Consider the following 13,425-nt stretch of genomic DNA (forward strand, 5'->3'; position numbering starts at 1 on the left):
TTCGAGGAATCGCATATGCCGAAAAAGCGGTGCCCGGGTTTCTCCCCGGCACCGCTCTTTTGGATTGTCTTTACCAGTACGAAGCCCGTTCGCGCTTGATACCATTCTGCCAGATTCGGCTTAAATGTATAGATTTTTACTCACCCGCTAGGCTTTGGCCGCAGTCTCTACCCTGACAGGCGCCTCCGTTTCCTGCACCGGCACCTTGGCGATCGGCAGCTTCATGCTGATGAACGACGACAGCAGGAAGAGCGTGCCTGCCGTAAAATACACCACGACAATGGAGGTTACCGACATATACCAGCCCGTCAGCCCGGAGCCGATGAGCAGCATGCCGGTAAATATCGGCGTCATCACGCCGTTCAGCCGGCCAATGAATTTCTCTTCCACCTGCTGCATCATCACCGCCATCAGGACCGTCTGGGCCATGGCCATCAGCACCCCGGTGACGAAGCGCATCGAGCCGGTCAGGATCGGCCACTGGGACAGCACCTCGACAAAGGTCGAGAGTCCAAGGAAGGCCAGCCCCGCAAACAGCAAGTAGGAACCTTTCACTTTGCCTGCAATCACCGCTGCGATCACACCGCCGATCAACATGCCCAAGCCCTCAAGCGCGGTGAACCACTGGACGCTGGACATCTCCAGCTGAAGACGCTCGGTGATGACGAAGATGTCGAGCGGCTGTACGAGTCCGCTGCCCAGCGCCAACAAAACGTAGACTACCAGCAGCACCTTCAACAGCCGGCTGGAACCGATGTAGGCGAAGCCTGCCTTCATGTCCTTCACGAACGAACCGGCTGATTCCGAGTCCTTGGAAGGTTCGTCCACGGTGGAAGGCAGAAAGGCCAACACGATCGCCGAAGCGCCGAACAGAATCAGCAAGCTGATTAAAGAGGCCTGCAGTCCAAATGCTTGATAAATCGCCGTGCCTACCATAGGTCCCAAAATGATAAACAGCGACATCGAGGTCTGGGATAACGCCGTGGCCGCGGGCACATGCTCATCCGGCAAACACCGCTTGATGATCTTCATGGACGATGGCTGCGAGAATTGCGATACGACGGCCGAGACCAGCGTCACCGCAAACACGGCCTGCCAATATCCCGCATACACAACAAACAAAATAAGCAGAATGGATATGAAGCTTAAAATATCCCCCCATATCATCGTTCGCTTGGGACGCCAACGGTCAGCCAGTACGCCGCCAACCATGGAAATCACGAAGATCGGCACGTATTCAATCACGGTCAGCAGCGATACGGCGACCGGGTCATGGTTGCTCTGCTCCATAATGAAGAACAACAGTGCCATATTGCGGATCCAGATCCCGATATTTTGCATAAAATCAGATACCATCAACAGCACGAACGCGCGGTTGCCAAACAAATGCTTCATACTCCATCCCCCTGTGAAAACCGACTATTCGGTTTATTTATATTTTTAAAACGCCCTTTCCTGTTAGCTAAGAAAAGCGTTTTCAATAAATCCTCCTACCGCACCGTACGCTATGAACCTTCACCCGATAACACACCGTTCAAAAAGTACATCACGCTCTTGCGGTACAGCTGCCTTAATTCCTCCTGGGACCTTTCGAAGTACGAAACCGACAACCCGTCCAGCAGCGATCCGAAAATAACGGCTATTTCGTCGATATCCTCTGCCGCTATGCGTCCCTCGTCCGCTCCCTCTGCCAGAATTTCGCGGTAGAGCGTACGCGGACCTTGCAGAATCGCCAGCATTTCGCCCACAATCGTCTTATTTTCCGGCTGGTTGATATAGAATTCCTCCGCGATTTTGGTGAGCGGATTCTGGAAGTCGTCAACCATGTGATCGGCGATCCCGTACAGCTTCTCCTCAAAGCTGGCGTAACCGGCTTTTTTGTCGTCCCAGGCTTCCATCCATTCCCGATTCTGCTTTGTCAGCAGCTTGACGAATAAATCTTCCTTGCTCTCGAAGTGATAATAGATGCTTCCCTTGCTGGCCCCCGTATACTTGACCAGTTCATCCATTGACGTTGCCGCATATCCGCGCTGGATGAACAGCTCCTTGGCTTTATCCAGAATCAAATCCCGCTTTCGCTGCGCTTTTTCTGATGACATCGGTGTTAGCACTCCTTGCGTTGGATTCAACAGTCCGCATCAACAAGCGGAAATCCGTGATTCGTAATAAAAAATGTATTCTGTCATGAATGAACTTCATCCCTCGTTAAAAAACCGACTGTACGGTTTAATCATACTGAAAACCTCCTCTTATGTAAAGGACGCTCTTCCGAATGCAACGAAAAAAGGACTTTGCCGAAGCAAAATCCTTGTCCATCTCGCACATTCCAAAATAACAACATGCGATGTATTGCTGCATTATTCCACTGCCCAAATGGCTCTTCCTTCTTTCATCGGATCGCCGTAACTCAGCTGCAGCCCCTGAACGTCCTGCTTCACCTCGTACGGAATCTCGCCCGTCAGCTCGCCGCCCGGAGGAATGGTGCCGTCCAGCATCTTCACGTCATCCGTAATAGGAACCGTATAGTTAAGATCGCTTGAATCCGTCATGGAAAAAGACAGTGCCGAAGAGATGACCAACGGCTCCTGACCGTTGTTCTTCACGGTAATGTCGACCACCTTAAACGTATGGCCGGGCTGGGGCTTCAAGTACTCGTCGCCTTCGGAGTCGCGTACGCCGTTCAGCGTGATGACCGCGCCGTGATAATCGACCGTATCGCCTACTGCGGCAGGCTCATCGATCGGTTTCGTCTCTCCATCGGCAGGTTGACCCTCCCCTAGGGATGGTTCTGCCGGCGGTTCCTCTTCAGCCGCCCCCGTCTGATCCGTTCCCTCGTTATCCACGACAGCCGGCGGGGTTTCTGCCGGCGGGTCCGCCTGATTGCTGGAACAAGCAGCCGTCAGCAGCATGGAGAACAACACAGCCGAGACCAGCATTATTTTTTTATTCATACTTTATCCTACCTCCTGAAAGTCGATATCGATATGTCCGGATATTTTCCAATTCGCTGTCAAAATCCATATTCCTTCTAAAACAAGAAAAAGACCCCCGAATCAGGGGGTCTTCGTTATTGCCTAGAATGAATTAAGCGTGTACCGGCGCTTTGGTCTCCACCGCCGGCAGAGCCTGCAGGCCGGCCGTGTTAAGGAAATTCCACGGCTTGTTGTAATGCGGCTGGAAGAAGAAATCGATGAAGGCCAGCTGGTCGATCGTCATGCGGTTCTGGATGCACACCGACAGGGTGTTAATGGACTGCGTCATGTCCGCCTTGGAGATCACCTGTGCACCGAGCATCCGGCGGCTTTCCTGTTCATACACCACCTTCAGCGTAACTTCCTCGAAGGTAGGCATGAACTCCGGACGGTAATGGTCCGTAATGGTGACCGTATCCACCTTCAAACCTTCATCCTTGGCCGCTCCCTCGGTTAATCCCGTCGAGGCAATGTTGTGTTCGTATATTTTCAATCCGGACGTACCCTGGGTTCCCATATATGGCGTTGTGGGCTGCACCAAATTCCGTGCAACGAGCGTACCCATCCGGACAGCGTTGGTCGCCAGCGGAATGTACATCATTTTACCCGTCGGGTTATAGAGCACCGAGCAGCAATCGCCCGCTGCATAGACATCCTGCTTGCTGCTTTGCATATATTGGTCCACGACGATGGCGCCGTTCTTCAGCATATCGACCTGCCCCTTCAGCAGCTCCGTATTCGGTCGGAAACCGATGCAGAGAATGACCAGATCCGTGTCGATCTCCCCTTTGTCGGTGATGACCTTATTCACCTTGCCATCCTGGCCTTGGAAGGACGTCACGGTCTGCCCCATGGCCATCTCGATTCCTTTTTCACGGAACGATTCCTCGATCTTGCCGCTGAACTCAGGGTCCAGGTATTTGTTCAGAATCCGATCGGCACTGTCGATCAAAGTTACCTGCTTGCCGTTCTGTTGGAAGGCCTCCACCAGCTCCACGCCGATGTAACCGGCGCCGACAACGGTAATATGTTTGGCTCCTTGCGCTTTATCAATGATCGCGTTGGAATGATCGTAGTTTTTGCAGAGCAAAATATTATTCAAATCGATGCCTTCAAGCTTCGGTACGATCGGCCAGGATCCGGTGGTAACAATCAATTTGTCATAGGTATCTTCAAACGTATCTTCCGTGGCCAGGCTGCGGACCTTCAAGGTTTTCCGGTCCGTATCCACCGAGATGATCTCATGCTTCATCTTGGTTTCGACACCAAGCTCGTCGAGTTTCTGCGGCGAAGAATAGAACAGCCCGTCCGGATCCTTCACAACGCCCCCGACGTAAAGCGCAATGCCGCACGACAAGAATGAGATGTTATCATTGCGTTCGTAAACGGTAATCTGTGCATCGGGATAAAGTTTGGCGGTATTCACGATGGCGGACGTTCCTGCATGGGTACAACCGATAACTGCAACTTTCATGGTTTTTCCTCCTCCAAGTATGAAGCTTTATATTGGTTTAAGATGAGCATTTTTGCCTGGATTCATGCTTGGTAACGCTTGTTGAGCATGAACGGGTGACTGGTAATACTGATTGTGAATAATTTCACTTCATGACCTTATCATAATGTGATTTATTTCACAGTTCAATAGGCGAATTGCGTTATTCACATATTGTTCATAATTTCACATAGTGGGAATGATGAATGATCTTGACTCCAAGATTAATGTCTTGATGCCACCGAATAAGGCGAGATCGAGAATATGGGTACGGGATCCGGGGAAGCTAAAAGGGGCCCGCTTGCCAACATTCTCGAGATACCGGAATAGGTTTTTCTTATTAATAACGGATTATTCCCTTTTTGAAACAATCGGCTGCGGGTAATGTTGTGCAGGAGGTGCTTTATCATGACAACCGTATTTGTTGCCGGAGCGCATGGAAAGACCGGGACACGGATCGCGAAGCTTCTCGCCGAGAAGGGGTATCAAGTCCGCGGCCTGATCCCCGATGAGATTCATAAACGGAAGATGGAGCAGGAGGGTGCCGAGGGAATTGTCGGTGATTTGACGCAGTCTTATTCCGATGGTTTAAGGGACGTAGACGCCGTCATCTGCGCAGTTGGCGCCGGGGTAACGGAAGATCCGCAGGAGACGGATCATGTCGGCACCGTGAGGCTGATCGAGCAGTGCGTGCTTCTAGGAATCAATCGCTTCATTATGATTAGCTGCATGGAGACCAAGCACCCGGAGCACTTCTCCGAACTAAAGCCCTATTTGCTTGCCAAACATAAAGCTGAGACCATTCTTGAAGAAAGCACGCTGACTCACACGATCATAAGGGCCGGCGAGTTAACGGATGACGCTCCTGCCGGCAGGGTTCAGGCACATCCCGATCTCCGGGAAACCGGATCCATATCCCGTCAAGATGTCGCTCAAGCAGCCGTGCTGTGTCTCTCCACGCCAGAGACGGAACTTAAGGCGTTCGATCTGATTCAAGGTGATCATCCCATACAAGATGCCTTGAAGGGTCTTGATTCGGGCTGAATGGACGAAATGGCGAGGGATTTCCCATAAAAAAACAGGACTGTTTCTCCTCCGGGGCAAATCCCCCGACGAAACAGCCCTGTTATGTGCTCATTACTTCCTGGCATTAACCCAGCAGGGATTCAATGGCGCCCTTCATGGATTCAGGCGATTCCTTCGGCTCAAACCGCTGGACCACCTTGCCTGCGCGGTCCACCAGGAACTTCGTAAAATTCCAAGCGATCTCTCCGCCTTCATTCGGTCCGGGCTGCTCCGATTTCAGATACTGAAATAACGGATGAGCATGCTCCCCATTCACGTCAATCTTCTGGAAAACCGGAAAGTTCACGCCATAGTTCAATTGACAGAACGATTCAGCCTCTTCGCTCGTACCCGGCTCCTGTCCGCCAAACTGATTGCACGGAAAGCCAAGAACCTGAAGCCCTTGCTGGCCGTATTGGTCGTACAGCTGTTGAAGCTCTCCATATTGCGGCGTTAGGCCGCATTGGCTTGCCGTATTCGCGATGATCAAGACCTTGCCCGAATACTGATCGAGCGAGACTTCCTGCCCCTTGGTATTGGTTGCATGATATTCATAAACTGACATCCTCGAATCTCCTCTCCAGCTTGTATTGATTGAATCGCTTGCTTCCAAGCTTCTCAGCCTGGCCCATCTTCTTACATCATACCGAATATACGCCCCTAAACCAAATTTTCGGTTCCAATGCCTCTACCCCGCCATCCGTAAATCCATTATGATAAACGTATATCCGCTTCAAGCAAGAGCTACATAGACTCATGACAGCTGTTTAGTCAGCAAGTCAGCAGGGTAATGATTTAGGGTTTGGCAAAATATTGCATGATCCCGCATTTCAACAACAGTAAGCGAGGAAAAGAAATGAAATTGTATCCCGAAATGTTCTTGTCTCCATGGCATCTCATCGTCGTTGTCCTGGCCCTGATTGCCTTCATCGGATTGATCAAAGGGGGGTATGACCGAAGGACCGTGCTTCGCAGCACAGGGCTGTCGACGCTGGTTTTCTATTTTATTCTGACGATCCCCATTGGCCTGATCACCCAGGAATCGCTATACAAAGAAGAAACGATGCTAACCGACCTGGATCAGAACTTTGAGGACAAGAAGGCAGATTCCCAGCTGCAGAGCTTGAAAGACTACGTCGTACTTCACGTTGGAGCGTATAAAAATGAGGATGATGCCGACATCGTCGTCTATGCCGGCAATTATCATGAAAGCCAAACGTTCAACGGTCATATTACCTTGTTCGTGTACGACAAGAACGATGAGGAAGTCTTTACCGAGATGTACAGGGACATCACCCTCGCCCCCGGCGAGAAGAAAAAGCTGGACACCTCTTTTACCAGCCAGCCCATGGATACCTACAGGTACCGATACGAAACGCACCCCCAAATGTGAAGGGTGCGTTTCTTTCGTTTTCGTATTAGGTTGACAGCCGGTCTCCAGACTCGAACCCTGGCTTATCGTTTTCCGTAAGAGGCTGGTACGGCCCCGGCATCGGCGGAAGATTCTTCGCATCCCACCCTTTGCGCACATACCGGATTCCCAAATAGAAGAGAGCCGCCACAGGCAGCGACAGCATGGCTATCGCAAGGAGCATACTGGACATTTGGTAGGAAGGATCGGTCTCGATCTCCGAGAAGTCCAGAAACATAAACGATATAAAAGTAACCAGCGAGAACATGATGATCTGTAACCAGCGCATCCATTTCACCAATAAGAAGAACAGGATCGCCGACAGCGCAACAAGAAGAATGGGGTACAGCGGCTGTTCCGGGTCCGCGTTACCCAGCTCCGCCTGGCGCGTCAGCCAAAAACCGACGGCGAACTGAACCGGGAAAACCAGCCAAGCAAGCAAACCGGTTCCACGAAAAGCCGATCTTCGCTTTTGCAGCGCTTCTTCGTATTCGAGGAGCTTCATCTCGTATTCCAGCTGATCCAGTTCCTCCTCCGTCAGCTCCCTGTCTTCCTCCTCGTTCTCCTGTACAAGGCGATCCAGATACGGACGGAATTGTCGCTCGATATTCCCGTCAAATTCGGCACGCTCTAAATCCTCGTCTTCGCGAAGCAATGACGCCACCGATTCATCCCCCAAATCTTGGATGATAACGGATGTCAGATATAAAGGAATCCCTCGTCTGCCGACGACCTCCAGCCATCGGTTCGCCTCCATCGGATCCGTGAAAGGAACGGCCACTGCCCGTTCAGCCGTCCCTTCCCCAGCAACAAGGTACATGATAGGCATTAACTCCGCCATAGGCACCGACTCGGTCATTTTGCTGTTTTTATAGGCATAACTGAATTGAAAAATATATCGCCCGTAATATATTTCCTTTACGTCGCCAATCCGAAGGCTCCCCTTCAAGGAGTCTTTCGTCTCGGGATTCCATCGCTCATATTCAATGTGGTCTTCGTATAACAAATATTCGTCCAGATGCGTATTATTCCAGATATGCCCTTTCAGACTCTTGGATAGTCGAATCACCATAAAGATACCGGCGGGTATAGCCGCCAGACTCATCCACGTCCAGACGTTGGCCCAGAAGTACAGCATAATCAAAGGCCCCATCGTAAACGCCAGGCCCAGCAAAATGCCCAGCACATGCATTTCGAACGTAAGCACCCAATAAAAAGGCTGCATTTTGGGTTTTCTCTGCTCATGAATCACCAGAGACATTCAGGCAGCGCCTCCTCCTTTATTCTTTCGATGTTACCCAATCCAACAGATGGAATAAAGACATTGGAAATCATATTATGTATAAAGCCTAATATCAAGCCCTTCATCCTATAGTTATGTTCATTCCTGCCTTCGAACCAAAAAAACCTTCCCCGGCAAGTCGGCCGGGGAAGGACCCTCATCTCACGCTTCGCCTTATTGAGCCGTACGGTTTTGAGCCAGCTTAACCAGCAGATGAGCCAGCTGATGCTGCTCCGCTTGCGTTCCGACCTTCCATAACTCCTGAAGAAGTTTCTCCTCGGAATTGCGGGGCTCCTCGTTAGCGGCGAGGTATCCGGCTACCTTCTCTGCCGCCTGCGCCAGCTGCTCTTCATTCAAGCCAATGCTCTCGGCAAGCTGAATTCGTTTGTTCAAATAGGATTGAAAGGCATCGAAGTCAGCCAGGATCCGTTCCTTCTCCTTGTCGTCAATCCGGTCCATAGCGTCATCGACCTTACTCACATCCAGCTCACCGTTCTTGTTCACCACATGATTATGTTCAGACATGGTAACGCCTCCTTGTCATTGACTGGGTAACGATCTCTACTTAAACGTGATCCTTCGGATTGAAACAGAGGACTTCCTAAAATTTACCTTGAACTCCCTAGCGGCTCCGACCGCCACGTCGTCCACCGCTTTGGCCTCTGGCAGCGCGGCCTTCGGAGGATCGGGTTCCGCCTTGTCCGCCGCGGCCGGCGAGATTCCCCCGCCCCTCGGTTCTGGACGGTCCGCGGCTGCTGCCTCGTGCTCCGGCTTGCGGTCCGCGGCCCTCGCCTGCACGACCGCCTTCACGCGCGCCGCTGCCTCGGCCTCCGGCCGCCGATGGTCCTCGACCCTCTCCGGTACGGCCTCCTGTCCGGCCCGAATCGCGGTCATCCCTGCGCGATGATCCTGCCCTTCCCCTACCCTGCTCGTTACCGCGGCTACGCCCGGAACCCGTGCCCCGATCGGCACGGCTTCTGCCTTGACCACGTTCATTATCGGATTCAAGTGACGAGACATTTCTTGCTTTCTTCGGTCGGCCCGTATCCCTGCCCGAGCCGCCAGAGCTTTCCCGAAGGCTTCCGGCGGCAGAGTCATAGCGTACTCGCTTCAACCGCTGGGAGATCCCTTCTTCGATGCGCTGCAGATCATTAAGGTCTTTTCCGGCCGCAAACGTGATGGCCATACCGCTACCCCCCGCCCGTCCGGTCCGGCCGATACGATGGATGTAACTTTCAACATCATGGGGCATATCGTAGTTAAAGACATGGGTAACGCCTTCGACGTCCAGCCCCCTCGCGGCAACATCCGTTGCAACGAGCAGCTGCAGCTTGGCTTCCCGGAATCGCTTCATTACCGCTTCCCGTTTCGCCTGGGACAGATCCCCGTGCAGCTCGTCCGATTGATAGCCATGGGCCAACAGCGCCTCGTTCAACGTGGTGGCTCTGCGCTTCGTCCGGCAGAAGATGATCGCGAGGAAGGGATTATGCTCTTCGATCATTGCGCGTAAGGCATCCTGCTTGGAGCGGTCCGTACACTCGACCACCACCTGCTGGATCTGCTCCAGCGGGATCGGGGAAGCCCCCTTAATCACGATATCGACAGGTTGATTCATATAATTGCCGGCAAGCTGCTTCACGCCGGCAGGCATCGTCGCCGAGAAGAGCATCGTTTGGCGCCGATACGGAAGCGCATGGATCAGCGCCTCCACCTCATCCAGGAAGCCCATATGCAGCATCTGGTCGGCTTCGTCCAGCACCAGCTGCTTCACGCCGCCAAGCTCTAACGTGCCCCGGCGCAAATGATCCAGCAGCCGGCCCGGCGTACCGATGATCAATTGGCGTCCGCCTTCAAGCTTGCGCAGCTGTTTCTCCACGTCCTGCCCGCCATAGACCGCCAGAATTTTGATGCCGTCCGGCTCTCCTGCCGTCAGCTTCTTGGCTTCTTCCGTAATTTGCAATGCCAATTCCCGTGTCGGCGCAACGATGAGCGCCTGCGGGTACGCCCGCTTGGGATCGATATGCTGCAGAATCGGCAGCATGAAAGCCAGCGTCTTGCCTGTGCCGGTCTTCGCCCGGGCAATGACGTCCTTTCCCTGCAGCAGCAGCGGAATGCTCTCTTGCTGTACCGGAGTCGGTTCCGTAATTCCCTGCTCCTTCAGTTTTCGTACTCTTTGTTCGTCAATGCCCAGCTGTTGAAAGTTCGGCAAACGTTCCACCTCATTTAATTTATTTATCATCTTATGGTCTCAATCCATTCGATTCAGCAAACAAAACCAACATATTTTCATTACAAAAATCCCAACAAAAGGCCGATACCATTCGTTCTTAGAAGAACAGGGCGCTTCCCTTATGTGTCCAGTGAATGAAGATATGGTTTGAATCCATTCACTATTTTCGCCAGAAAACTGACAAACGACCCTGACTTTGGTAATGTCAATGATATAGAAATCCAGTATACACCAGCGAGGAGGTGTCCCCGATATGCATATCCTACAGCTCATCCTGACAGCCTTGATCTTGATGATCCTATTCGGCCTTATCAATCTAATGATGAATTATATTTCAAGACGCGACGGGGAGCCCATCGTTCCCTTCCGGAAGAAGCTGTGGCTCATTCCGCTGTTGTCGGCCTTTATCATTATGCCATTGGAGCTCTTTTCCATGCTGTATGCCCAGTGGTTCCCCATGCCCGATCCTTCAAGAACAGGCGAAACGCTTGCATACGACGGCCAAGGCGTGCTGCTCGGCTTTTCGCTTTTCGTCCTGGTCGGGTTCCTGATCTTCGAAGGTCTCATACATCCATTGGTCATCGCCCTGCTGCGGCTTCTGCTTCGCAAGGATACCTCCATCTATATGAAACAGGCAGTGACAGTCGTGACCGATACGATGTTGCTGTACATAGCCTCTCTGATCGTGCCCGCCATTCCCGTGGAGGGCTGGCTGCAATCGTTGGTCATCGCCGTATTTTTCCATCTCATAGAGTGGATCCTGATCGGTGTCCAGGCCTGGATGCAGCAGCGCAAACGGACAAGAGCCGAATCGGCAGGCTAGAACCTGCCGGATTTGAATATGGCGTACAGCAGCCATGCCACCATCAGCAGGGCTACGATGAATCCGACTTCAATCACCGGGAAGCTCCATATCATCATCGGCTCCCGGCTGAGCGACGATCCGATAATCAGCCCTACCATGATGATGCTGAAAGCCAGAAGCACGATGCTGAAGGACAGCCGGTTACTGATCTGATCCAACTTGCGCATCAGCATTTTCAGTTCCGGAACGCTGATCTCCACCCGCAGTTTCCCTTTGCTGATCAGGGCCGACAGCTGCCGGGCTTGACCGGGCAGATCGAGCAAACTCTCGGCAAGCCCCGCCACCCCATCCAGCACCTTCCTGCTGATCCGGCGGGTATTGTACCGCTTCTTCAGCAGCTTCCTTCCGAAAGGCTCCGCCATATCGATAATGCTCAGGCTCGGGTCCAACATCTCGATGACCCCTTCCAGGGTCAGCAATGATTTGCCAAGAAGCGTCATATCGGGAGGCAGCATAATCTGGTGCCGCTGGGCAACGGCAAACAGATCGGTCAATGCCTTGCCGATGCGCACTTGAGCAAAAGGCACGTCATAATACTCTTCCCGCAGACGGTCCATATCCGACCGCAGCGCATCCATATCGCAATCGTCCGGAATCAAACCCATTCTGGAAATCGCCCGGATCATCCCTTCCGAATTCCGCCGCATCAATGCAATAATAAGTCCTGACAGATGATCCTTCATATCTTCGCTGAGGTGACCCACCAGCCCGAAATCCAGAAAGACCAGCTTGCCGTCCTCCCTGACCAGCAGGTTCCCCGGATGAGGGTCGGCATGAAAGAAGCCCTCAATAAAAATCTGCTGCAGCATGCCGTCGGTCAAATGCTCGGCGATCGCCTTGAGATCATGCCCCTTGGCCACAATCTCCTGCCTGCGGCTTAAGGTAAGACCCTCGGCATACTCCATCATCAGTACCTTCGATGACGTATAATCCCAATAAATCCGCGGGATATGGACAAATTCCTGCTCCGTCATCCGGGATGCGATCTTCTCCGCATTCCGGGCTTCATGGCTGTAATCCAGCTCCGCCATCATCGCTCTGGCAAACTCGTCGACGATCCGATCCACGCGGTACTGCTTCACCCATTCCCAATGGCGCTCGGCAATCGAAATTAAATCCCGCAGGATTTCCAAGTCGCGGCCGATCATGCGGGCCACGCCCGGACGCTGCACCTTGATCGCTACAAGCTCTCCGGATTTCAGCCTCCCGGCGTGAACCTGCCCGATCGAGGCGGCAGCCAACGGCTTGTCCCCAAACTCACTCAACACGTCATCGATCGGCATGCCCCATTCTTGTTCAATCAGCTCCCGTGCGCTGGCGGAAGGGAACGGAGGCACCCGTTCCTGCAGCTTGACCAATTCCTGGATAATATGGTCTGGCAGCAGGTCCGATCGGGTACTCGCCAATTGGCCCAGCTTCACAAAGGCAGGCCCCAGATCCTCCAGCACTCGCCGAATGCGTTCCCCAAGCGTAATCGTCTCCGGCTGCTCCTTGGAGCTCCAGCGGACAGGCAGCGACAGAACATGGAACAGTCCCATCTCCTCCACCATATAGCCAAAGCCATGACGCATGAGCGCCATGGCGATTTCCCGGTAACGTCCGGCATGTCGAATTCGGACCGCCATCTATTCCTGCCGCGATCCTTCCAGTTCTACAACCTTCTTCTCCAGAGCGGCAATGCGCTGTTCCAGGCTGGCGACATCGCTCTCTTTGGGAACATCCAGATCGGACAACACGCGCTGCACCTGCTCATAAATATATGACTTGATCTGGGATTGCTCCTCTTCGCCGCGCTCGACGAGGCGGTTCACCAGCGCTTTGGATTCCGCAGGAGCCAGCTCCCCGCGTTTGACCAGATCATCCACGATTTTCTCTACTTTTTCCTTGCTGACCACGGTAAGGCCCAATCCTAACGAGATGGCTTTCTTAAAAAGATCACTCACGATATATCCCTCCCGGTCGTTGTCTGGTTCCATTATAACCTTTAACGCTGGCAAAAACATCTATCCTTGGACTTGCTTTCTAAGTATCGAGAAGCTCCCTTATCAATTTCCCCTGATTTTACATGAAATATGAGGGCCAACCGGATGGGACGGCGGGAATGCACT

General features: G+C 52.7%; 13 protein-coding genes. 3 read left to right on the top strand and 10 right to left on the bottom strand.

Features of this window, described 5'->3' with window-relative positions; translation table 11 throughout:
* Positions 1–147: 147 nt before the first annotated feature.
* The 4 genes from MHH82_RS30565 to MHH82_RS30580 form a co-directional block, all read right to left on the bottom strand.
* Positions 148–1,395: an MFS transporter gene (locus MHH82_RS30565; protein ID WP_340969283.1), complete on the bottom strand. Its 1,248-nt coding sequence runs from the start codon at positions 1,393–1,395 to the stop codon at positions 148–150.
* A 110-nt stretch (positions 1,396–1,505) separates the two neighbouring features.
* On the bottom strand, positions 1,506–2,099 hold the full coding sequence (locus MHH82_RS30570; protein ID WP_251501261.1) for a TetR/AcrR family transcriptional regulator: 594 nt from the start codon (positions 2,097–2,099) through the stop codon (positions 1,506–1,508).
* 258 nt (positions 2,100–2,357) lie between these two features.
* Positions 2,358–2,951 (bottom strand): DUF4352 domain-containing protein, encoded by a 594-nt coding sequence (locus MHH82_RS30575; RefSeq protein WP_340969286.1) that lies wholly within the window; start codon positions 2,949–2,951, stop codon positions 2,358–2,360.
* Positions 2,952–3,084: 133 nt separating this feature from the next.
* The gene (locus MHH82_RS30580) at positions 3,085–4,446 is read right to left on the bottom strand and encodes an FAD-dependent oxidoreductase (RefSeq protein WP_340969288.1); all 1,362 of its coding nucleotides are present in this window, start codon (positions 4,444–4,446) and stop codon (positions 3,085–3,087) included.
* A gap of 426 nt (positions 4,447–4,872) precedes the next feature.
* Between MHH82_RS30580 and MHH82_RS30585 the strand changes: the two genes are divergently transcribed.
* The gene (locus MHH82_RS30585) at positions 4,873–5,508 is read left to right on the top strand and encodes an SDR family oxidoreductase (protein ID WP_036662043.1); all 636 of its coding nucleotides are present in this window, start codon (positions 4,873–4,875) and stop codon (positions 5,506–5,508) included.
* Positions 5,509–5,614: 106 nt separating this feature from the next.
* Here the strand turns inward: MHH82_RS30585 and MHH82_RS30590 are convergent, their stop codons facing one another.
* On the bottom strand, positions 5,615–6,094 hold the full coding sequence (locus MHH82_RS30590; protein ID WP_015737794.1) for a glutathione peroxidase: 480 nt from the start codon (positions 6,092–6,094) through the stop codon (positions 5,615–5,617).
* Between the two features lie 291 nt (positions 6,095–6,385).
* Here MHH82_RS30590 and MHH82_RS30595 point away from each other — a divergent pair, with 291 nt between their 5' ends.
* The gene (locus MHH82_RS30595; protein ID WP_015737795.1) at positions 6,386–6,922 is read left to right on the top strand and encodes a hypothetical protein; all 537 of its coding nucleotides are present in this window, start codon (positions 6,386–6,388) and stop codon (positions 6,920–6,922) included.
* A 25-nt stretch (positions 6,923–6,947) separates the two neighbouring features.
* Here MHH82_RS30595 and MHH82_RS30600 read toward each other — a convergent pair whose 3' ends face one another.
* From MHH82_RS30600 to MHH82_RS30610, 3 genes are all read right to left on the bottom strand, one after another.
* On the bottom strand, positions 6,948–8,201 hold the full coding sequence (locus MHH82_RS30600; protein WP_340969290.1) for a hypothetical protein: 1,254 nt from the start codon (positions 8,199–8,201) through the stop codon (positions 6,948–6,950).
* A 195-nt stretch (positions 8,202–8,396) separates the two neighbouring features.
* Positions 8,397–8,747 (bottom strand): DUF3243 domain-containing protein, encoded by a 351-nt coding sequence (locus tag MHH82_RS30605; RefSeq protein ID WP_015737797.1) that lies wholly within the window; start codon positions 8,745–8,747, stop codon positions 8,397–8,399.
* 97 nt (positions 8,748–8,844) lie between these two features.
* On the bottom strand, positions 8,845–10,461 hold the full coding sequence (locus MHH82_RS30610; protein WP_340969293.1) for a DEAD/DEAH box helicase: 1,617 nt from the start codon (positions 10,459–10,461) through the stop codon (positions 8,845–8,847).
* 244 nt (positions 10,462–10,705) lie between these two features.
* Here MHH82_RS30610 and MHH82_RS30615 point away from each other — a divergent pair, with 244 nt between their 5' ends.
* Positions 10,706–11,275 (top strand): hypothetical protein, encoded by a 570-nt coding sequence (locus tag MHH82_RS30615; RefSeq protein ID WP_015737799.1) that lies wholly within the window; start codon positions 10,706–10,708, stop codon positions 11,273–11,275.
* Here MHH82_RS30615 and MHH82_RS30620 read toward each other — a convergent pair.
* Positions 11,272–12,942 (bottom strand): ABC1 kinase family protein, encoded by a 1,671-nt coding sequence (locus tag MHH82_RS30620; RefSeq protein WP_015737800.1) that lies wholly within the window; start codon positions 12,940–12,942, stop codon positions 11,272–11,274. The genes MHH82_RS30615 and MHH82_RS30620 overlap by 4 nt on opposite strands.
* Positions 12,943–13,260: a phasin family protein gene (locus MHH82_RS30625; protein WP_009590344.1), complete on the bottom strand. Its 318-nt coding sequence runs from the start codon at positions 13,258–13,260 to the stop codon at positions 12,943–12,945.
* Positions 13,261–13,425 lie beyond the last annotated feature (165 nt).

This window comes from Bacillus sp. FSL K6-6540 (assembly GCF_038007545.1).

What these genes read in the sequence shown, in the direction of transcription:
- MHH82_RS30565 (WP_340969283.1), bottom strand. Translation starts at nt 1,395, where the DNA reads ATGAAGCATTTGTTTGGCAACCGCGCGTTCGTGCTGTTGATGGTATCT.
- MHH82_RS30570 (WP_251501261.1), bottom strand. Translation starts at nt 2,099, where the DNA reads ATGTCATCAGAAAAAGCGCAGCGAAAGCGGGATTTGATTCTGGATAAA.
- MHH82_RS30575 (WP_340969286.1), bottom strand. Translation starts at nt 2,951, where the DNA reads ATGAATAAAAAAATAATGCTGGTCTCGGCTGTGTTGTTCTCCATGCTG.
- MHH82_RS30580 (WP_340969288.1), bottom strand. Translation starts at nt 4,446, where the DNA reads ATGAAAGTTGCAGTTATCGGTTGTACCCATGCAGGAACGTCCGCCATC.
- MHH82_RS30585 (WP_036662043.1), top strand. Translation starts at nt 4,873, where the DNA reads ATGACAACCGTATTTGTTGCCGGAGCGCATGGAAAGACCGGGACACGG.
- MHH82_RS30590 (WP_015737794.1), bottom strand. Translation starts at nt 6,094, where the DNA reads ATGTCAGTTTATGAATATCATGCAACCAATACCAAGGGGCAGGAAGTC.
- MHH82_RS30595 (WP_015737795.1), top strand. Translation starts at nt 6,386, where the DNA reads ATGAAATTGTATCCCGAAATGTTCTTGTCTCCATGGCATCTCATCGTC.
- MHH82_RS30600 (WP_340969290.1), bottom strand. Translation starts at nt 8,201, where the DNA reads ATGTCTCTGGTGATTCATGAGCAGAGAAAACCCAAAATGCAGCCTTTT.
- MHH82_RS30605 (WP_015737797.1), bottom strand. Translation starts at nt 8,747, where the DNA reads ATGTCTGAACATAATCATGTGGTGAACAAGAACGGTGAGCTGGATGTG.
- MHH82_RS30610 (WP_340969293.1), bottom strand. Translation starts at nt 10,461, where the DNA reads ATGATAAATAAATTAAATGAGGTGGAACGTTTGCCGAACTTTCAACAG.
- MHH82_RS30615 (WP_015737799.1), top strand. Translation starts at nt 10,706, where the DNA reads ATGCATATCCTACAGCTCATCCTGACAGCCTTGATCTTGATGATCCTA.
- MHH82_RS30620 (WP_015737800.1), bottom strand. Translation starts at nt 12,942, where the DNA reads ATGGCGGTCCGAATTCGACATGCCGGACGTTACCGGGAAATCGCCATG.